Source organism: Gemmatimonas sp., assembly GCF_027531815.1.
Lineage (GTDB): Bacteria > Gemmatimonadota > Gemmatimonadetes > Gemmatimonadales > Gemmatimonadaceae > Gemmatimonas.
The window spans coordinates 159,083-179,621 of record NZ_JAPZSK010000001.1 but is presented as its reverse complement, the minus strand read 5'-3'; the positions used below and the strand labels follow the sequence as shown (position 1 = coordinate 179,621).

The window sequence follows — 20,539 nt, the reverse complement described above, 5'->3', positions numbered from 1 at the left end:
GGTGTATCCGCTCGATGTGCGCCGTGAGCGCCGCGCCTGCCGTTCGAGCGGTCGAGCAACCTGCGCTTTCATTTTCCCGCCACGAACTCGCCGGCGCCTTTGGTGACCTCGGCACCGACCTCCCGCTGCTTGTGGGGGTGGTGTTGGCCACCGGAATGGACGCCCCCGCCGTGTTCGTCACCTTCGGTGTGCTGCAAGTTCTCTCCGGGCTCGCCTACCGGCTCCCCATGCCGGTGCAGCCCCTCAAGGCGATGGCCGCCATCGCCATTGCCGGGAAGATCGCGCCGCCGCTGCTCGCCGCCGGTGGGCTCATCGTCGGCGTCACCATGCTGGTACTCGCCAACTCCGGCGCCCTCGAATGGATGGCCCGTACCGTCCCCAAGGCCGTCGTGCGCGGCATTCAGGTGGGACTCGGCCTGCAGCTGCTCATGCTCGCCGTCACCCGGTTCCTGCCGTCCGGCGGATGGCTGGGGTGGGCGCTGGCCGCCGCGGCGGTCGCCATCGTCGTGGGGTTCCGGCACAACCGCCTGGTACCGCCGGGGCTGCTCGTCCTCGCGCTCGGTCTGGCGGTTGCCGCCGTTACCTGGCCGGCCGACCTCCCGGGTCCGTGGGGCTTTCGCCTCCCCAGCCTCCCGACACGCTGGCCCACGACGGAGGAGTTCGGGCGCGCCGCCCTCCTGCTGGCGCTCCCGCAGATTGCCCTCTCGCTGGGCAACTCGGTGCTCGCCACCCGGCAGGTGGTGACCGACTTCTTCCCCGACCGCGAACCACTCTCGGTGCGCCGCATCGGCACCACCTACGGGCTCATGAACCTGCTGGCGGCACCGGTGGGTGGCTTGCCCGTCTGTCACGGCTCCGGCGGGATCGTGGGCCACTATGTGTTTGGAGCCCGCACCGGCGGCAGTGCCGTGATCTATGGCATCACCCTGGTGCTGGCCGGCCTGTTTCTCGTGGGTGACCCGGCGGCCTTCCAGCGGCTGGTCCCCGGGCCCATTCTTGGAGCGCTGCTGCTCGTGGAGGCCGTGGCGGTCCTCCTGCTGGTGCGCGACCTGTGGCGGTGGCCGTCGGCCTTCGCGCTGGCGTTGATCTGCGGCGCCACGGCCGCCTTCGCGCCCTACGGATATGCGCTCGCCCTCGTGCTCGGCACGCTGACCAGCCTCCCCCTCCGGCACCGGTGGCCGCCACAGGCCGCCGCAGGCCGCCCCTGACGGGCGGCGCATGGTGCCCGCAGCCGCCAAGGGCGATCCGTCACCCGGCGGATGATTGGCTCAGAAGAACCAGCGCCGAAGCCCCGTGCGATCGGCCCGACCGGCACCGGCCAGTCGGCGATTGGCTTCGCGCACCGCTTCGTCTTCGCCGAAGAATTCCACGCCGGCCACGATGACGCCCGTGAGCGAGGCGAACGCAAGGAAGAGGGCGGCCGGGGCACCGATCCACCGGTGCCACTGGCGCCAGAAGGCAGGAGTTGGCATGCTGGCGAAACGCACCGTGACGCGCTTCCGTTGGGTGTGTATCCTTTACAGCGACACCGGGTACGATGCTCCGCCGCACCCGGCGCTTCCCTCATGACCGACCCATTTCCCAGAGTCCCGCCATGTCCTTGCCCCGTCGCCTTCTCGCCTCGCTTTCGCTCGTTGCCGCCGTGGCCAGCGTTGCTGCGGCCGCCCCGCGCATCATCGCTGACCTTACCGGCAAGTGGAATGTGTCTGTCGCCACGCCCGGTGGTGAGCAGCCCTCGGTCATGACGATCACCCAGAAGGGCGACTCCGTTACGGGGACGCTCGAGTCGGAACTCGGCACGGCGCCCATGGCGGGCGTGGTGAAGGGCGACACGCTGCGCTTCGCCTTCCAGTTGGACATGGGTGGCCAGCAGCTGGTCATCAACGGGGTCGGCGCCATCAAGGACAAGGACAACATGAACGGCGCCCTCGATGTCTCGGGCATGGGTGTCATGCCCTTCACCGCCGTTCGCCAGCCGTAACACCGAGCGCGCGCCAGCGCTCGACCAGCCCCACGAACTCGGCGCGATAGCCGCCCCGATCTTCTCCCAGCGCCGCGCGGGCCTGCTCCAGGACCTGCGCGGCGCTGCTGTTTCCCTTGTACTCGCTGTCGCGCAGCAGCATGCCGAAGCTCGCCACCGCGGCAATGAACCGGGCATCGGTGCTCGGGCGCGCCGAGATTCGCGACGGTACAGCGTGCGACAGCAGCTGGCTGGCCGAATTGCCGGGACGCTTGTAGCGCAGCTTCACGAAGAGCAGTTCGTCGCTCGGGCCGCGGGTGGTGCTCCGCACGGTGGCGTCGGGCGCCACGTAGCGCAGCGAGTCCATGCCCCGCACTGGCACGGTGCCGTCGACACCCACGGGCACGACCTCGTACAGCGCGGTGACCTGATGGCCGGTGCCAATGTCGCCGGCGTCCTTGGCATCGTCGTTGAAGTCTTCGGTGGACAGCAGGCGGTTCTCGTACCCGATGAGCCGGTACGCCTGTACCCGTGAGGGATTGAACTCCACTTGCAGCTTCACGTCGTTGGCCACCGTGAGCAGCGTGGCGCCCATCTCTTCCACGAGCAGCTTGCGGGCTTCGGCCGGCGAGTCCACGTAGCCGGCATTGCCGTTCCCCACCTTGGCCAGCTTTTCCATCTTCGCTGCCTGGTAGTTGCCGGTGCCGAAGCCGAGTACCGTGAGGTAGGTGCCGTCGCGGCGCCGCTGCTCCACGAGTCGTTCGAGTTCGGCGTCGCTGCTCACCCCCACGTTGAAGTCGCCGTCGGTGGCCAGAATCACCCGGTTGTTGCCGCGCTCCAGGAAATGCTCGCGCGCTGTGCGGTACGCCAGTTCGATGCCCGCCCCGCCGGCGGTGGATCCACCCGCCTCGAGCCGATCGATGGCGTCGGCAATGCGCGCCTTCTCGTCGCCACTCGTGCTGGGCAGCACCAGGCCGGCGGCACCGGCATAGGCCACGATGGCCACGCGATCCTGTGGTCGCAGCGCGTTCACGAGCAGGCGCAGCGACTGCTTCACGAGGGGCAGCTTGTTCCACTCGTTCATCGAGCCGGAGACGTCGACGAGGAAGACGAGATTATTGGGGGGCAGACTGGCCGTTTCGATGCGCCGTGCCTGAAGGCCAATGCGAACCAGCCGGTGCTGCGGCTGCCAGGGGGCCGTCATGACCTCACTGGTGATGGCGACCGGATCGGAGCCGCGCGGCTCGGGCAGTTCGTACGGGAAGTAGTTGATGAGCTCCTCGATACGCACCGCGTCCTTGGGTGGGCGCTGGCCGCTGGTGAGGAAGCGGCGCACGTTGCCGTAGCTCGCCCGGTCCACATCGATGGAAAAGGTGGACAGCGGGTTGGTGCGCACGCCGAGGAACGGATTGTCCTCGATGCGGTCGTACTGCTCGCGGTTGAACGCGTCCCGTTCCGTGCGGCCGGTGCCGATGGGGCCGGCACTCAGGTCGCCCACGCGCCGTGCGGCACGTTCGTGCACGGCCATGGATGGGGACGGCGCCGGCGCCGCGGCCGGCAGCCGTTTGCTTGCCGGCCCGTCGAGCACCGCGGCAGATGCTGTCGCCATCGCGCGGGGCTGCGGCATCGGCGCGGGGACACCGGTGACGATCCTGTTCAACGCCACCGCGGCGTACGTGAGCTTCACGTGCAAGGTGTTCTGCGCGGAATCCGCCGCGAACTGCCCCGAGACCGCCCTGAAACCGAAGGCTCGCACGCCATACTCGATGCGCGCCCCCCGTGCGACCTCGAACGTCGGCAGTGCGTAGCCACCCACCGCATTCGTCTGCGTCTGGCGGGTGTCGCCATTCGGTAGGCGCACCCACACCTGGGCGTTGGCAATCGGCTGCGCCGATGCGGCATCGCTGACCATGCCGGCCACGGTCACCGTGATGTTGGCAACTGGCGAGGCATCGGCGGAGGCGAGACGGGCGGGCAGCGCCGGCGGTGCACCCTCGGTGGCAGGGGGAGCGGACGCACGAACGGCGGCAACGCGTGCTTCGGCAGCGGGAGCCGCGGGCACGTTGACGACGGAGGCCCGGGGTGCGGAAGTACTGGGCGCGGAAGTGCCGCGCGCGGCACCGGGTTTACTCGCCGCGGCATCCGATGCCGCCGGCACAGCCTCCGCCGTCCGCGCTTCCGCCGTCCGCGCCACCGCCGTCCGCGCTTCCGGAGGACGGCGGTTCCCTTCCGACCGACGCAGCAGCACCGTCCCGCCGAGCACCACGAACAGGCCTGCTGCTGCCTTCCACCACCACTGCGGGCGCAGCGAGGGTGCGGTACGTCGCGCGGCGGCTGCATGCGCCGTCACCATCGCGGGCGTTGCGGCTGGCGCATCGAGTGCCGCCAGCACGCGTGAACTCGCGGCGCTGAATCCACGCGCTTCCGCGACCTGGTCGGCGCAGTGAGCACACTGCGCCACGTGCGCGGCCACCAGCGCGGCCGCCGCGTCGTCGAACGCCTCGTCTAGCCAGGCGTGCACCGTCCCTTCGTCCACGTGCCCTGCGTCGTCGAACACGGGCAGCAGGCGTTCGTCGGACACCATGAATTCGTCACGCGACATCGGACCCCTCCATCGCCGCGCGCGTACCAGAACGGTCGCGCTGCAGCGTCTCGTAGACTTCGACCAGGCGGCGGCGGGCCCGGGAGAGCGTCGTGCCCACGCTCCCCACGCTCAGTCCCAGCACCGCGGCGATTTCGTGATAGTCCAACCCTTCTTCCCGCATCAGCAGCGCCATGCGGTCCCGTTCGGCCAGCGCGTCTACCGCGCGCCGCGCCAGCGCCTGTTCGCGCACGGCATCGGCCGCCCGTTCGGCCGTGTAGACGTCGGGCTCCTGCGGGCCGGCCACGTCGGCCTCGCCTTTGAGCAGTGACAGGCGCCGGCGCTCCCGGGCATCGCGACGCACTTCGTCGCGCACGAGGTTCGTGGCCACGGCAAAGAGCCAGGCGCGCTCCCGCGCCACGGGGCCATGGCGCATGGCCCGCACAAAGGTCTCCTGCGCCAGTTCCTCGGCCAGATCACGATCGCCCACACGGCGCGCCAGGTAGCGCACCAGCGGATCGTGATACTCGCGGAACAGTCGTTCGAGGTTGTCCATGGTTGGGAATGGTGGGTGACATGCTCGACCCGGGTGCCACGACTCAGTCACCCTGTAGGACGCCACCGCCTTGGGAACTTGCACACCGGGTGGCCCGGGGGGATCCTTCGGAGTCCTTCCTCCCTCCTTCCCGCTTCACCACATGGCACGGAACCTTCCTGTTGCACTCCTCTGTCTGGCCGTCGGCGCCGGCGCTACCTGGGCGGGTGCCCGCGGTATTGGCGAGGTACCGCCCCTGGGGGCGCTGCTTTCCCCCGCGGTTGGTTTGTGGGCCAACACCACCAACGACCTCCCTGCCTCCGCGTCGGCGAAGATCCCCGGGCTGACCGACGCGGTGGATATCCGCTACGACGCGCGCAGCGTGCCGCACATCTTCGCCAAGACGGAGCTCGATGCCGTGCGGGCGCTGGGGTACGTCGTGGCGCGAGACCGGCTGTTCCAGCTGGAGCTCCAGTCGCGGGCCGGCGAGGGGACGCTCACGGAACTCGTGGGCGATGTCGCGCTCCCCGCCGATCAGGAAACGCGCCAGTTGGGCATGCCGCGCGCAGCCGAGCAACGCATGCAGCGCATGGACACCACCGGCACGCTGTACCGCATCCTGTCCGCGTATGCGGAGGGGATCAACGCGTATCGCACGTCGCTCTCCACGGCGCAGCTGCCCGTGGAGTACAAGCTCCTGCAGCGAGCGCCGCGCCCATGGCTGCCGGTGCATTCCATGCACCTGCTCAATCGCATGGGGTACACGTTGGCCCATTCGCCTATTGAGCTCGACCTGCTCGAGGCCCGCGCGCTGGTGGGCGACAGCGCGGCGCGGGCGTTCTGGGACACCTCCTCGCCCGTGCAGGAGCCCATTCAGCCCGCGCCTCGTACGGCGCCGCGCGAGGCATTCGCCGCGCTGCCGTCACCGGGTTCGCCGGATACGGCCGCGCTGCGCAGGCTGGCCGCCCTGGGCACGGGTGCCGGGGCGTTGCGCTGGCAGCGTGATCTGGCCTTGCCCGCCGAGGCGCGGTTTGCGGTGCAGCAGGAGCGCGCCTTTGCTTCGAACAACTGGGCCGTGAGCCCGCAGCGCAGCACCAGTGGCAAGGCGCTGCTCGCGGGTGACCCGCATCTCGAACTCACTCTGCCCAGCATCTGGTTCGAGGTGCACCTCGTGGTGCCCGGCCAGATGGATGTGGGCGGGGTCACCATTCCCGGGCTGCCGGGGGTGACGATTGGCTACACGCGGGCTTTTGCGTGGAGCTTCACCAATACCGGCGCCGACGTGATGGACTTCTGGCGGGAGACGGTGAACAACGCGGCCGCGCCAACGTCGTACGAACTCGATGGACAGCCCGTTCCGCTCGAGAGCCGGGTGGAGGTCTATCGCAACAAGCAGGGCGCGGTGATCGATACGGACACGGTGTACTACACGCATCGTGGTCCCATGCGCCGGCAGGGAACGGAGTGGCTATCCATGCGCTGGACGGTGCTCGAAGCCGGCAATGAGTTGCTCGGTTTCTACAGCGGGCTGCGGGCCACGAGTGCCACGGCGTTTCTCGATTCGCTCGCGGCGTACTACCAGGCGCCCGCACAGAACATGATCGTGGCCGATACCGCGGGCACGATTGCCATTCGCTCCACAGGACGGCATCCCATTCGCGCCAACCGGGGGCGCGGAACCGAAATTCTCGATGGCCGCACGCGCGCCAATGACTGGATGGGCTTCCGTACCGTGGCGCAGTATCCGCAAAGCATCAATCCCGCGCAGGGTTATCTGGCGTCGGCCAATCAGGAACCGGTCGATCCCGCGCTCGACTCGCTGTATCTGGGCACCGACGCGCACTACGAAATCTGGCGCGCCCTGCAGATCAATCGGCTGCTGCGCGCGGACAGCGCCATGACCCCCGACAAGATGCGGGCGTTCCACACCGATCCGGGGAGTGTGCGTGCCGATCGTCTCGCGCCGGTGCTGGTGGCCGCGGCACAGGCGCGGGTGAAGCAGGGAGACACGTCGACCAGCCTGGCCGCCGCCGAGGCGGTGCTGCGCACGTGGGACCGGCGCTATACGCGCGACAACACCGGAGCGCGCCTGTTCGAGACGACGCTGGCCCGGGTATCGGCGCTGCTCTGGGATGAGTTCGCTCCGCCGGGGAAGTCGGCACCTGCGGTACGGCCGTCGGAGTCGCGACTGCTGCAGCTCGTGCGTGACTCCACGAGTCCGTGGTGGGATGATCGCCGTACGGCCAACGTGCGGGAGGATCGCGATGCACTGCTCGCGCGCGCCTTGACCGCTGCGTATGACACGCTGCGGGCCGACTTCGGCGATCCGGCGAAGTCGCCGTGGACGTGGGGAAGGGTGGCCCCCGCACGGCCGCGGCATCTGCTGCGACTCGATGGGTTCTCCGCCCCGCCCACGCCCATCGATGGGGGGCGTGGTACGCTCAATCCCTCGGTGGGGTCGGCGTACGCCAACTTCGGTGCCAGCTGGCGCATGGTAGTGGAGCTCGACGGGACGCCACGCATCCACGGCGTGTACCCCGGCGGCCAGAGCGGCAACCCGGCGAGTCCGCGCTACCTCGACCGGTTCGCCATGTGGAGCAACGGCGCGCTCGACAGTGTGCGCACGCCGCGCACGGCCGCCGACCTCGCCGCGTCGGATGTGCGCGCGACGCTCACCCTCACCCGCTGAGTGACCGCATGACGATGAACATGACGACGGGCATGCTGGTCGCGCTGGCGCTGCAACTCGTGGCGCAGGCGTTCGGTGGGGTGTGGGGGGCGGCCGTGGCGGGGATCGTCACCGGCGTGCTCCTTCGCGATCGCGGGGCGTTTCGCGTGGGGTTTGCGGCAGCGGCCGTAGCGGCGGCGCTCCTGCTGCTGTGGACGGCGCTGCAGGGCGGCAACGTGCTGCGCTTCGCCGGCATGATCGGCGGTAACTTCACGCTGCCGGCGTGGGCCATCCTGGCGGTCACGCTGCTGCTGCCGGCGGTGCAGGCAGGTGGCCTCGCCGGCGGCGTCTCGCGACTGCTGCGCAACGATCGCGTGAACGCCTGACCCGCGGTCGGGGGTGGTTGGGGTCGGGGCACAGCCACCACGGTCGGGGTACTGCCACGGCAGTCGGGGCACAGCCACCACGGTCGGGGTCTTTCGGGCAGTCGGGGTCGTGGCCGGGCCCGGGGTAGGGCGGGGGCAGCCGGTCGAGGTCGGGGCGCGGGGGTACGGCGGCGCGGGTTTGGGTTGGGGTCGGGGAGGCGCGCGACGCTGCGCTGGCGCTGGGTCGGGGTCGACTGCGATACGGCGGTCGGGGGACCGGTTGTGGTCGGGGGGCGCGACGCTGCGCTGGCTTGGTCGGGGTCGGGGGGGCGCCGGCTCCGCGGTGGTGATCGGCATCCCGTTGCCGAGGCGCCCATCGTTGTGTGCGCGTGTGTGTGCGCCGGCCGCCAGTGTGGCCAAGGGCGACCTGCTGGCGTCACGTGGTGCCTTGTGTGCTACAGGCGCACCGGCGAGCATACACGAAATCGCTCTTTCTCCTCCATTCTGCACAATGCCGGCGAAGAAGACTCCGCCCACCAGGGCTTCCGCAAAGAAGGCTGCGGCAGCTGCCCCGCCGACCACCGGGAAGGCCCCAGCGGCCACCGCGTCGCCCACCCCCGCGCGGTCGTACGAGCATGTGGCCGCCGACGCGGCCATGCGCCCTGAGGCGGGCACGCAGGCGCAGTTCCGCAAGAAGAAGGCGCCGGCCACCTACCGCTACGACTCGTCGCTGGCGCCCGAGCTGGTGTGGGACGGCGGCCACGCGGCGCTGCGCGATCGCGTGAGCGAACTGCTCGCGGTGGTGCAGACGGGGTTGGCCGCCGAGGGTGACGGCGATGCGGCGAAGGCCGCGCGTGCCGCCGGGCGTGCCGCGGCGGCGGAGCTGGCAACACTGCAGCAGCCCTTCCTCAACTGGACCGGCAAGGCGGAGCGGCTGTCGTTCGACGTGCCCACGCTGCCGCTGTTCGTGCACGAGCGGCTCAGCACGCAGGCAATTCTTGAAACGCTCGGCGCGCACAGAAAAGACCAGCAGCACGACCTGTTCGACCTGTTCGCCGACCCGCGCCGCCCGGTGGTGGACCAGGTGCTCAAGGCCTACGAGCATCGCGACCGCTGGGTGAACCGCATGATGCTGGGCGATTCACTGGTGTGCATGAACAGCCTGCTGCAGTACGAAGGCATGGGTGGGCAGGTGCAGATGATCTACATCGACCCGCCGTACGGCGTGAAGTTCGGTAGCAACTTCCAGCCGTTCGTGCGCAAGCGCGACGTGAAGCACAACGACGACGCCGACCTCACCCGCGAGCCGGAGATGGTGCAGGCGTACCGCGATACGTGGGAGCTGGGGCTGCACTCGTATCTCACGTACCTGCGCGATCGGCTGCTGCTGGCGAAGGAGCTGCTCACGCCGAGCGGGAGTGTGTTCGTGCAGATCTCGGACGAGAATCTGCACCACGTGCGTGAGGTGATGGATGAGGTGTTTGGGGCGGAGAACTGCTGTGCGGTGATCGCATTCGCAAAGTCTGCTGGATCGACAGGCGATCTTTTGCCCGGATCCACAGACTACGTGCTGTGGTATGCCCGTGAGCGGAGATCCGTGAAGTACAGGCCACTGTTTGTGCCGCGAGATGTGCGCGACGCAATCGAGGTGTCCGGCTACAACCACGTCGAGCTTTCGAGCGGTGAGCGCCACCGCCTCACTGAGACGGAGCGAAGGAACCCCGAGTCTCTCGATGCAGGTGCTCGGCTCTTCAAGCCTGCTGACCCAACGAGCCAAAGGCTCGGACGACAGTCGGGTCCGGGATCTGCGATGCACTTTGCGGTAACCGTTTCAGGACAGGACTTCTTCCCGTCCGGTCAGCGCGGCTGGACGACTACCGAAACTGGGATGGCAAGGCTAGTAGAGTTGAACCGCCTCTTCCCGGTAGGAAACACGCTCTCATACGTTCGCTATTTATCCGACTTTCCGCTCACGAGCCTGACTCAACTTTGGACTGACACGTCAATCGCAGGATTCGCGTCGGATAAACTCTATGTTGTCCAGACCAGCATAAAAGTCATCCAACGCTGCCTCCTGATGACCACCGATCCCGGCGACCTGGTCCTCGACCCGACCTGCGGCTCCGGCACGACCGCGTACGTGGCCGAGCAGTGGGGGCGCCGGTGGATCACCATGGACACGTCGCGCGTGCCGCTCGCGCTGGCGCGGCAGCGCCTGCTCACGGCCACCTTTCCGTGGTACACGCTCAAGGACGCGTCGCGCGGTCCGGCGGGCGGGTTCACGTATGTGCGAAAGCAGAACAAGCGCGGGGAGGATGTCGGCGGGCTGGTGCCGCACATCACGCTCAAGAGCATCGCCAACAACGAACCGCCCACCATGGAAGTGCTGGTGGACCGCCCGGAGGAGGAGAGCAAGGTCACGCGCGTGGCGGGCCCCTTCGTGGTGGAGGCCACCATTCCCACGCCGGTGGACTGGGAAGGCGACGGCGAAAGCGACAGCGGCGCGATGCCCATGGAGGCCCACGGCAACTTCGTGGATCGCATGCTGGAGGTGCTGCGCCGGAGCCCCAGCATAGCCACCGCCAACAACGAGCGCGTGGCCTTCGAGCAGGTGCGCCCGCCCGCGCGGGCGCTGGTACTCAACGCCGAGGCCGTGCTGACGGGCGAGACGCCGGAGCCGGTGGCGTTCGTGTTCGGCCCCGAACATGGCGCCGTTTCCGAACAGCTCGTGCATCAGGCGCTCAAGGAAGCCGACCGCAAGAACTACACGCGGCTGTTCGTGGTGGGCTTCGCCATTGAGGGGAACGCGCGGCTGCTGGTGGAGCAGAGTGCGCAGTTCGGCGTGCCCGCCACCTACGTGCAGGCCACCCCCGACCTGGTCATGGGCAGCCTGCTCAAGACCACCCGCGCCAGTCAGGTGTTCAGCGTGGCCGGGCTGCCGGATGTCACCGTTACGAAGGTGCCCCCGGCGGCGGCCGGTGACCCGCCACGCTGGCAGGTACGGCTGGGGGGGCTCGATGTGTTCGACCCGGCCACCATGACCACGTCACACACGCAGGGCAGTGATGTGCCCGCCTGGCTGCTCGACAGCGACTACAACGGCCGTGTGTTCCGGGCTACGCAGGTGTTCTTTCCCCGCACGGGGGCGTGGGAGGCCATGCAGAAGGCGCTCAAGGCCCAGTTCGAGCCTGGCGTGTTCGAGCATCTGGCCGGCGACACCAGCGCGCCATTCTTCGCCGGGGAGCACAACCAGATTGCGGTGAAGGTGATCGACGACCGCGGGAACGAGCTGGTGGTGGTGAAGGCGCTCGCGTGATCCTCTTCCACATCGACGATTCGGGCAATACGGGAGCGAAGCTCGATCACGATGTCGAGCCGATTCATTGGCTCGTCGCTGTCGGCATCGACGAATCACTCGTGCGCGATGTCGATCGTGGTATCTATCTCACGTGCTGTCGCCATTTCGGTACCAGTGCGACCAGCCACATGGACTTCGAGGTCAAGGGATCCGAACTGTTCAGCGGTCGTGGATGCGCGCAGGGAATGGCACCGGCCGGGCGCATTGCCTGCTACGAGGAGTTGCTGTCACTGCTTGCACCGTACCACGCACGGATCTTCTCTCGGGGAATCAACAAGCGCGGGCTCGCGATCCGGCAGGCCAGAACTGGACTCGCGCCGGGCCACCCGTACGATCGCGGGTTCCAGTACCTGGTGGAGCGTATCAATGACTGGCTCGCGTCCCCAACCGTGTCGGCACTCGGTCTGATCGTTGCCGATGAACAGCAGGAGGTCGAGCGGCGAATGATCCATCAGTTCAATCAGTGGACCCACATCGGGACCACGACCGGATACCGAGCCCGCGAGATTACGCACCTGCTACCGTCACTTCACTACGTACGTTCGGTCGATAGTCGGCTGGTGCAAATGGCCGACTGCGTGGCGTTCTTGAGAAACCGAGTTGCCAAGATCAATGGGAACCCGAAAACGGCGTCCGACCGCGAGGTGCTGAGACTGTGGACCACGCACTGCGCGCCGTTGGTCGTCGACGACCGAGTATGGCCATGACAAAGGCGCGATCGGGGGTCCTCCCCGAGGGGAGGACGCTGGGGCTCACCGTGGCAAACCCGCTCCCGACCGCGCCGATGTGTGTGTGTAGTGACTACACACGGTATACGATCATTGTCAGCCGAAAGTTGCACATTGTCAACCATCGTTGACCATCGCTGATCCCATGTCCTTCGAAGTTCCCTCCCCCATCCTCTGCTCGCCGTACGCCGAGCCCGACCGTCACTGGTTCATGCCCGAAGGGGCCACGCCGGTGGAGCGGCCGTCGCGCCGCCCGGCGTTTGTGTTCCAGCCCCGGGATGGGGAACTGACCTGGGATCTGTCGGACGGCACGCTGGCCCGGTTGCCGGAGTACGACCGCGCGTGGGCGCTCACGCTGGTCAACCGCATTCGCGCCCGCGTGGCCGAGTGGCGGGCGGCCGGGTATCCCAACGCCACGGGTACCACCCTCGATCTGCTGGCGCACTGGCGCCGCGATGGGCGCAAGCAGCCGCTCTTCTTCGCGCAGCTCGAGGCGGTGGAGACGGTGCTGTTCCTGGTGGAAGGGCGGGCCGACCTGCGGCAGGGAATCACGGTCCCGCTGGACGAACCCACCGAGGAGCAACTGGCCGCCGGTGCCCGGGCCTTCGTGCGTTACGCGTGCAAGATGGCCACGGGGAGCGGCAAGACGACCGTCATGGGCATGCTCGCGGCGTGGAGCATCCTCAACAAGGTGGTGAACCGCGCCGACGCGCGCTTCTCCGATGTCGTGCTCATCGTGTGCCCCAACGTGACCATCCGGGATCGTCTGCGCGAGCTCGACGTGGACGGCGGCGATGCGAGCCTGTACCGCACGCGCGACCTGGTCCCCGCGCACCTCATGCCGCGTCTCGCGCAGGGGCGGGTGGTGGTCACCAACTGGCACGTCTTCGAGCCGCGAACGCAGGGCGTCGGCGGCGAATCCGCGCGCGTGTCGAAGGTGGGGAAGGCGGTGACCCGCACCGAGCGCGTGTACATCGGCGACAAGAGCACGGTGGCCCGTGGCGAGCGCTATCTCACCCTGGCCGACTACACGCGATTGGCGGCGAGCGGCGAGATCGAGGAGATCGAGCCCCCCAGCACCAGCGGGACCGGTGAACGCGTGAGCGCGCTGGTGCGGTGGACCCGCTATGTGGAGAGCGACGCCAGCATCGTGGCCCGCGTGCTGGGCCGCGCGAAGGGGAAGCAGAACATTCTGGTGCTCAACGACGAAGCCCATCACGCCTACCGCATTCGTCGGCACGAGGAAGACGACGAGGAGCGCCTGGAGCTGTTCGGCGATGACGAGCAGGAGCAGGAGTACGTGCGCGAGGCGACGGTGTGGATCGAAGGGCTCGATCGCGTGCACGCCCTGCGCGGCATCAACCTGTGTGTGGACCTGTCGGCGACGCCGTACTACCTGGGGCGCATGGGGCGCGACTCGGGGCGCCCGTTCCCGTGGCTGGTGAGCGATTTCGGGCTCACGGATGCCATCGAATCGGGGCTGGTGAAGGTGCCGCAGCTGGCGGTGCGGGACAACACGGGGAGCGAGCGCCCCAAGTACCACAACCTGTGGCGCTGGATCATGTCCTGTCTCACACCGGCCGAACGGGGCGGTCGGCGCGGCAGCCCCAAGGTGGAAGCGGTGCTGAAGTGGGCGCACCAGCCGCTCGCCATGCTGGCGCAGGATTGGGAGCGCATTCGCGGCGAATGGGCGGCAACGGACGAGGCCCGCCCGCCGGTCCTCATCATCGTGTGCCGCGACACGAAGCTGGCCAAGGCCACCTACGAGTGGATTGCCGACGGGTGGTCGAGCACCGAGGTGCCATCGTTCGACATGGCGTCGCTGCGCAACCAGCACGGGATGGTGAACACCATCCGGGTCGACTCGAAGGTGGTGAGCGAGACGGATGGCGGAAGTGTGGCCTCAGGGGCGCAGGGTGATCTGGCCCGCTGGATGCGATTCACGCTCGACACGGTGGGACGGCGCGAGTGGCCCACCGATTCGCAGGGGCGCCCTGTGTATCCCCCGGAGTTCGAGGTGCTGGCAGAAAAGCTGGAGAAGCCGTTGCACCCGCCGGGACGCGACGTGCGCTGCATCGTGAGCGTGGGCATGCTCACGGAAGGATGGGACGCGAATACCGTGACGCACGTGGTGGGGCTGCGCCCGTTTCAGAGCCAGCTGCTCTGTGAGCAGGTGGTGGGCCGCGCGTTGCGTCGCGCGAGTTACGACGTGGACGACACGGACCGCGGCCCCCGCCTCCGGGATGAGGAGGCCCAGGTGCTCGGCGTGCCCTTCGAGATCATTCCGTTCAAGGCCACCGGCGCGGTGGCCCCAGCGCCGAGCCGTCGCCGGCATGTGCGCGCGTTGCCGGAGCGCAGCGCGTTCGAGATGCGCTTTCCGCTGGTGGAGGGATACACGCAGGCCGTACGCAACCGCATCACGGTGGACTGGGACGCGGTGCCCGAACTGATCATCGATCCGGCAAACATCCCGCCGGAGGTGTACATGGCCGGCGTACTGACGGATACGGCGGGCAAGGTGAAGCCGTTGTCGCCGGGGCGCACGCAGGAGCTGGCGCTCGCGCCCTACCTCGCCACGCAGACGTTGCAGCAGCGGGTGTTCGTGGCGGCCGGCACGCTCACCCGGCGGTACATCGAGGAGTGGCACGCCACGGTGCCGGCGCACGTGCTCTTCCCGCAGATCGCGCGGATCGCGCAGCGCTATGCCGAGACGAAGGTGCGCGTGATCGGCGAGCCCAAGGACGTGCGCGCCGCATTCGTGGCGCCGTACTACAGCCAGCTGGTGGAGCGCATTCTCCAGAGCCTGCATCCCGATGACACGGCCGGCGAGACGCCCGAGGTGCCTCGCTTCGCGCGACAGGAGCCCGGTACCACGGCCATCGTGGATTTCTGGACCGGCAAGGAGGTGCGGGACACGGTGAAGTGCCACGTGAACTATCTGGTGGCCGATACCAAGCGCTGGGAACAGCAGGCGGCGCAGTACCTCGACGGGAGCCCGTACGTGGCGGCGTGGGTGAAGAACGCGGGGCTTGGCTTCGGCATTCCGTACGAGCACGACAGCATGCGTCATGAGTACGTGCCGGATTTTCTCGTTCGCCTCGAGGGGGAGGGCGCGCGGTACGTGATCGTGGAGACGAAGGGGTACGACCCGCTGGCTGATGTGAAGCGGGCGGCCGCGGAGCGCTGGGTCCGCGCCGTGAACGCGGACGGCGCCTGGGGCGAGTGGCACTATCGGCTGGTGTACCAGCCGGCGGACTTGCCGTTCTTCCTTGCCGATCTCGCCCCCGCAGCAAGGGTCTGACCCCGACCCCGACCCCGACCCCGACCCCGACCCCGACCCCGACCCCGACCCCGACGCGCCAGCGCAGCGTCGCGCCCCCCCCCCCGACCGGGCCCCCGACCGCTACACCGCAGTCGACCCCGACCCAGCGCCAGCGCAGCGTCGCGCGCCTCCCCGACCCCAACCCAAACCCGCGCCGCCGTACCCCCGCGCCCGGACCTCGACCCGAGGCCCCCGCCCGACCCCGGGCCCGGCCACGACCCCGACTGCCCGACCGACCCCGACCGTGGTGGCAGTGCCCCGACTGCCGTGGCTGTACCCCGACCGTGGTGGCTGTGCCCCGACCCCAACCACCCCCGACCGCAGGTCAGGCGTCGGTCGTCAGCGCAGTTCGCCTGCGAGTTCCTGCCACACCCGCCGAATCGCGATCGGCGCCTGCTGGTCGACAAGGAACCAGGTGGCGTACGGCCCCCATTGCGCCTGCTTCACCGCCGCATCGAACGTGAGCCCCGTGGTGCGCAGGCGGGTGGCCTCGGCAATCACCGCCGTGATCGCGTCGCGGAACGCGACGAGCTCCTCGCGCGAGCGCTTGGCCTTTTCGATGAACCCGTGCCCCGGCACGAAGCGCTTCACCCGCTCGAGCGCGAGCGCCGCGTCAATCGCGCGCGCCCATTCCGACGGATACGCACTGCGCATCGCCGGAAACACACGATTCAGGAACGCCTCACTCATGAACAGGATCTGTTCCCTGGGCAGATGCACCATGAGATCGCCGCCCGTGTGCGCGCGCCCCAGGAACCGCACGACGACCTCCGTCGTGCCGAGGTCGATGGTCTGCGTGGTGCCGCTCATCGCCGTGGGCGGCACCACCACCGGGCGCGCGGCCGTCGCCGCCGCCGAGTCGCGCTTGAGCTGCGCCAGCGACGTGGGGTGCACCACCCACGTGATGCCGGCCGGCAGTACGTGATTGCCCGCCGTATGGTCACCGTGATCGGAGCCCACCACGTACCACTTGACCGGCAGCGGCGTGATCGTGCGGATGCGATCGAGCATCGTCTGCGTCGCCGCCGCCGATCCCTGCGCGTCGGCAATGAGCACGCCGTCCTTCCCGATCACGATGAGGCTCACCGTGGTGAAGCCCGGCTGGCGGATCTCCTCGTAGCCGTACACATGCTTCGAGAGCTTGACCAGTCGCGGGAACGCGCTGAGCGGAACGCCGCGCACTGCCGGGTCGGCGGTACGGATCTGCGCCCGCGCCGCGGCGGGCGCGGCGAGCGCGAGGGACAGCCAGGTCACGCCAAGCAACGCGCGACGGAGCGGGGAAGTGGGCATGTCACGATTATGCCTCACCGTGCGCCCACCGGCAAACCGCGGCTCGCGGGGCGGTGGTCCGCCACGTACAATCCCGTCGGCACGAGCCCGCCTCCCTTCCTCCGTTCACCCGCGCCACCATGCCTGCCACCGTATTGGGCGAGTTCTTCGGCACCGTCATTCTCCTGCTGCTCGGCAACGGCGTCGTGGCCAACGTGTTGCTCACCGACGCCAAGGGACACGGGAGCGGGTGGATCGTGATCACCGCCGGCTGGGCCTTCGCCGTGATGAGTGGCGGCATGGTGGCCGTGGCGCTGGGGGCACCCGGAGAACTCAATCCCGCGGTGAGTCTCGCCAACGTGGTGACCGGCGTGTATCCGCTGGCCACCGGCCTGGCGCACGTGGGGGCGCAGATGCTGGGGGGCATCGTGGGCGCCACGCTCGTCTGGCTGCACTACCTGCCGCACTGGGCGCGCACCGGCGACGCCGAGCTCATTCGCGCCTGTTACTGCAATACGCCCGCGGTGCGCAGTACGGGGCCCAATCTGGTGGCCGAGATCATCGGCACTGCGGTACTGGTCATTGTCGCCGGCGCCATTGGCGCGGAGGGTGTGCTGGGCGCGTCACCCGCCACCAACCTTGGCAGCTTCCTGGTGGGATGCCTGGTGTGGGGGATCGGCCTGTCGTTGGGCGGCCCCACCGGCTACGCCATCAATCCCGCGCGCGACCTCGGCCCGCGCATCGCGCACGCGCTGCTGCCCGTTGCCAACAAGGGCACCAGCGACTGGGGCTACGCGTGGATTCCGGTGGTGGGGCCCATCGTGGGCGCAACGCTGGCGGCGCTGCTCTGGAAGTCCCTCACCACCTGAGCGTCAGCCGCAGAAGCGTCAGCCGCGGGCGCGCTCGAGTCGGGCAATGCGCTCCCGCACCTCCTGCACGATCGGCTGCAGTTCGGGATCGGCGTCCTGCCACAGCTCCACGAAGGCGCGGTAGCGGGCGAGCGCGCCCTTCAGGTCGCGGCGGTCCTCAAGCAGCTCGCCGGCGCGCCGGAGCGCCTGCGGCCGTTCCAGAATGTCCTCCACGAGCCGCCCGCTGCGGGCGAACCGGCTGTCGAGCAGTCGCGTATACACCGCCAGGGCCGAATCCCGCTGCCCGAGCGCATCGTAGGCGCGCGCGAGTGCCCCGAGGTTGCACGTCGGGCAGAGATACTCGGCCCCCGCGGTGCCACGGAGAATCCGGACCGCGTCGGCCGGTTTGCCCTCGGCCAGCGCCAGCTCCCCCCGCACGAGGCTGACGAAGGCCGTGTCACGCGGCAGGGGGGCGGTAACCTGCTGCAGGAGCCGTCGCGCCCCGGCGATGTCCCCAGCGGTCAGGCGCGCCATGGCCCGCTCGAGCGTGGTGCGATCCACAGGCTCGCGGTCGCTCGTGTAGAACGCATCGCTCCGCGCGATCAGGCGCAACGCGCCGGCATTGTCGTCGAGAAAGCGTGCCCGCGCGGCGGCCAACAGGCGCTGCCAGCCGGGCACCGACTCCGGGTCGTTCCTGAGGAGCTGCGGCTTCAGCGTCTGCTCGAGATCCGACTCGACGGTGCGCAGGCGCCCGAGAACGACGCCCACGTATGCGCGCATCGCGTGGTGCTCGGCAAGCAGACTCGGTTCGGTCGTGCGCGCGATGGCACTGTCGAGCTGCCCGAGATATCCCGCGTAGTCGGCCCGGCTCATCCGCTCACTCTCCACGCGCGTCCACCGGAGCCGTGCCCCATCCGCTCCGGTGGGGAATGTGCGTTCGAGCGAGTCGAGCAGGCGGCGGTCCCCCCGCTCGGTGGCGATGTTGGTCAGCAGGTCGATGGGGCCCAGGGCCTGTGGCTGCAACCGGCTGGCCACCGTCATGAGCGACTCCGCCTCCCGAAACTCCCCCTTGTTGTAGACGCGGTAGGCCAGATTGTTCAGCGCGGCAAAGGTCGTGGGCTCGAGGCTCAGGATGCGACGCAGAACCCCAAGCTCCAAATCACGTTCGCCGCGCGACGCGAAATAGCGCGATTCGATGCGCAGGCGCTCGATTTCCGGCAGCTGGCGGCGCAGGGCGTAGGCCTGGCTGACGGCCCGGAGCTGGTCGCCCGGTCGGATCCGGAGGTTGTAGAGCGCCGTCCCGAGCCCCGACCACGCCGTCGCGAAGCTGCTGTCGAGCGCGATGGCGCGTTCGAACTCGGCAATGGCGAGGTCGGACTTTCCCGTGCGCAACAGCGCACTGCCCGATGCATAGCGTTCCAGCGCTTCGAGCGACGCCGTGGTGGCGGCCGGGAGGGCCGGACTGGCACGCAGCGAGGCTACGGATTCGCCCGCCCGCTCGCGCAGCCCCTTCGACAGGCGGTCTGCGGCCGTGAGCAGGTCATCGGCAGCGCCCGCGGTTTCGCGCAGCGCCGCCACCTCCGATCCGTCGGCTACACTGACCAGTCGCGCTGTGAGCACGTAGGCCGTCCCCACCGACGACAGCGCGCCGGTGACGTACGCCTTGGCGCCGAGTCGCACGCCCAGCACCCTGGCGATGCTATCGGTCACGGCGACGGACGGATCCTGGCGCATGGCCACCAGCGCGGCACGCACCACCTGCGGGTCGGCCACCTTGAGCCGCGGCGACTGCTGCAGATCGATGCGCAACGCCTCGGCGAGCGCGCTGGCCGTGGAGGAGTCCTTGGGTTCGTGCGCCAGCGACGCCAGCAGCACCAGATCCCGCTCGATGGGGGTGGCGGGCGAGGAGGCGCGGGTACGCCACACGAGGCCGGCACCGAGCACGAGTGTGGCGGCCATGAGCGCGCCGGCGACGCGTGGTCCGGCCGGTCGGGACGGAGTGGCCGGGCCGGCCAGCGCGCCCGGCTCGCGGGCAATGGCGTCGAGCGCCTGCAGGACCGCGTCGGCCGATGCCGGCCGGTGCTGCGGGTCCTTGGCCAGGCACTGCATGAGCAGGGCATCGATGGCCGCGGGGATGGCGGCATTCAGGGTGCGCGGAGCGGCCGGCATGGTCTGCACCTGCGCCGCGAGCGTCTGCGGCGGCGTGAGCCCGCCAAATGCGGCCTTCCCCGTGAGCATCTCGTAGGCCACGAGCGCGGCGGCGTAGAGATCGGTGCGGGCATCCACGCTGTCACCGCCCACCGCCTGTTCCGGTGCCATGTACGCCGGGGTCCCCACCACGAAGCCAATGCCCGTCAGTCCCGAAGCGGCGGGGCTGGCGGCCGCGGAGGCGACGGCCTTGGCAATGCCGAAGTCGGTGACGAGCGCGTGGCGTCCGCTCACCAGCACGTTTTCCGGCTTGATGTCCCGGTGCACGAGGCCGGCGCGATGTGCGTGCGAGAGGGCATCGAGCATGTGCTGCCAGTACGTGAGCGCCTCGCGCACCGGGAGCCCTTGCCGCGTGAGGCGGCCACGCAGCGTGTCCCCCTCCACGAATGGCATGCTGTACCACAGCGTCCCGGCGTCCTCACCGGCCGCGAGGACCGGCACGATGTGCGGATGCTGCAGCTTCGCGGCGAACAGGACCTCCCGGCGGAATCGATCGGCATTCACCGTCGCGGCGGCATCGGGAGGGAGCACCTTGAGGACCACCTGCCGCCCCAGCGCCAGCTCCTCGGCCACGAACACCCGGCTCATGCCCCCGCCGGTCAGCTCGCGGTCGAGGCGGAACCGATCGCCGAGCGCCTGCCGCAGCGTCGTCAGAAGATCATGCATGCCCACAAGCTACCACGTCACGCGCCTCGGT

The 20,539-nt window shown here is 69.2% G+C and carries 13 protein-coding genes; 8 read left to right on the top strand and 5 right to left on the bottom strand.

Annotated features, from left to right (window positions below):
* Positions 1-23: 23 nt before the first annotated feature.
* Entirely contained in the window at positions 24-1,208 is a 1,185-nt protein-coding gene (locus tag O9271_RS00785) for a putative sulfate/molybdate transporter (protein ID WP_298265225.1), read from the top strand.
* 60 nt (positions 1,209-1,268) lie between these two features.
* On the opposite strand, the gene O9271_RS00780 is transcribed toward O9271_RS00785, so the two are convergent.
* The gene (locus O9271_RS00780) at positions 1,269-1,472 is read right to left on the bottom strand and encodes a hypothetical protein (protein ID WP_298265223.1); all 204 of its coding nucleotides are present in this window, start codon (positions 1,470-1,472) and stop codon (positions 1,269-1,271) included.
* Between the two features lie 122 nt (positions 1,473-1,594).
* Between O9271_RS00780 and O9271_RS00775 the strand changes: the two genes are divergently transcribed.
* Positions 1,595-1,981 carry a hypothetical protein gene (locus tag O9271_RS00775; protein WP_298265221.1) on the top strand — a complete coding sequence of 129 codons (387 nt, stop codon included), beginning with the start codon at positions 1,595-1,597 and terminating at the stop codon, positions 1,979-1,981.
* On the opposite strand, the gene O9271_RS18425 is transcribed toward O9271_RS00775, so the two are convergent.
* On the bottom strand, positions 1,959-3,587 hold the full coding sequence (locus O9271_RS18425; protein WP_343213856.1) for a VWA domain-containing protein: 1,629 nt from the start codon (positions 3,585-3,587) through the stop codon (positions 1,959-1,961). The two genes, O9271_RS00775 and O9271_RS18425, sit on opposite strands and share 23 nt — an antisense overlap.
* Before the next feature lie 964 nt (positions 3,588-4,551).
* Entirely contained in the window at positions 4,552-5,097 is a 546-nt protein-coding gene (locus tag O9271_RS00765; protein WP_298265217.1) for a sigma-70 family RNA polymerase sigma factor, read from the bottom strand.
* Positions 5,098-5,239: 142 nt separating this feature from the next.
* Here O9271_RS00765 and O9271_RS00760 point away from each other — a divergent pair, with 142 nt between their 5' ends.
* The 5 genes from O9271_RS00760 to O9271_RS00740 all read left to right on the top strand — a co-directional run bounded on the left by O9271_RS00760 (position 5,240) and on the right by O9271_RS00740 (position 15,496).
* Positions 5,240-7,765 carry a penicillin acylase family protein gene (locus O9271_RS00760; protein WP_298265215.1) on the top strand — a complete coding sequence of 842 codons (2,526 nt, stop codon included), beginning with the start codon at positions 5,240-5,242 and terminating at the stop codon, positions 7,763-7,765.
* Between the two features lie 8 nt (positions 7,766-7,773).
* Positions 7,774-8,130: a hypothetical protein gene (locus tag O9271_RS00755; protein WP_298265213.1), complete on the top strand. Its 357-nt coding sequence runs from the start codon at positions 7,774-7,776 to the stop codon at positions 8,128-8,130.
* A gap of 490 nt (positions 8,131-8,620) precedes the next feature.
* Positions 8,621-11,425, top strand: a complete 2,805-nt coding sequence (locus O9271_RS00750; protein WP_298265211.1) for a site-specific DNA-methyltransferase — start codon at positions 8,621-8,623, stop codon at positions 11,423-11,425.
* Positions 11,422-12,174, top strand: coding sequence for a DUF3800 domain-containing protein (locus tag O9271_RS00745; RefSeq protein WP_298265209.1), 753 nt, complete (start codon positions 11,422-11,424; stop codon positions 12,172-12,174). Before O9271_RS00750 ends, O9271_RS00745 begins: the two co-directional genes overlap by 4 nt.
* Positions 12,175-12,340: 166 nt before the next feature.
* The gene (locus tag O9271_RS00740) at positions 12,341-15,496 is read left to right on the top strand and encodes a DEAD/DEAH box helicase family protein (protein WP_298265207.1); all 3,156 of its coding nucleotides are present in this window, start codon (positions 12,341-12,343) and stop codon (positions 15,494-15,496) included.
* Positions 15,497-15,856: 360 nt separating this feature from the next.
* On the opposite strand, the gene O9271_RS00735 is transcribed toward O9271_RS00740, so the two are convergent.
* On the bottom strand, positions 15,857-16,807 hold the full coding sequence (locus tag O9271_RS00735; RefSeq protein WP_298265205.1) for an MBL fold metallo-hydrolase: 951 nt from the start codon (positions 16,805-16,807) through the stop codon (positions 15,857-15,859).
* A gap of 119 nt (positions 16,808-16,926) precedes the next feature.
* Here O9271_RS00735 and O9271_RS00730 point away from each other — a divergent pair, with 119 nt between their 5' ends.
* The gene (locus O9271_RS00730; RefSeq protein ID WP_298265203.1) at positions 16,927-17,655 is read left to right on the top strand and encodes an MIP/aquaporin family protein; all 729 of its coding nucleotides are present in this window, start codon (positions 16,927-16,929) and stop codon (positions 17,653-17,655) included.
* Between the two features lie 18 nt (positions 17,656-17,673).
* Here the strand turns inward: O9271_RS00730 and O9271_RS00725 are convergent, their stop codons facing one another.
* Positions 17,674-20,508, bottom strand: a complete 2,835-nt coding sequence (locus O9271_RS00725; RefSeq protein ID WP_298265201.1) for a serine/threonine-protein kinase — start codon at positions 20,506-20,508, stop codon at positions 17,674-17,676.
* Positions 20,509-20,539: the final 31 nt, after the last annotated feature.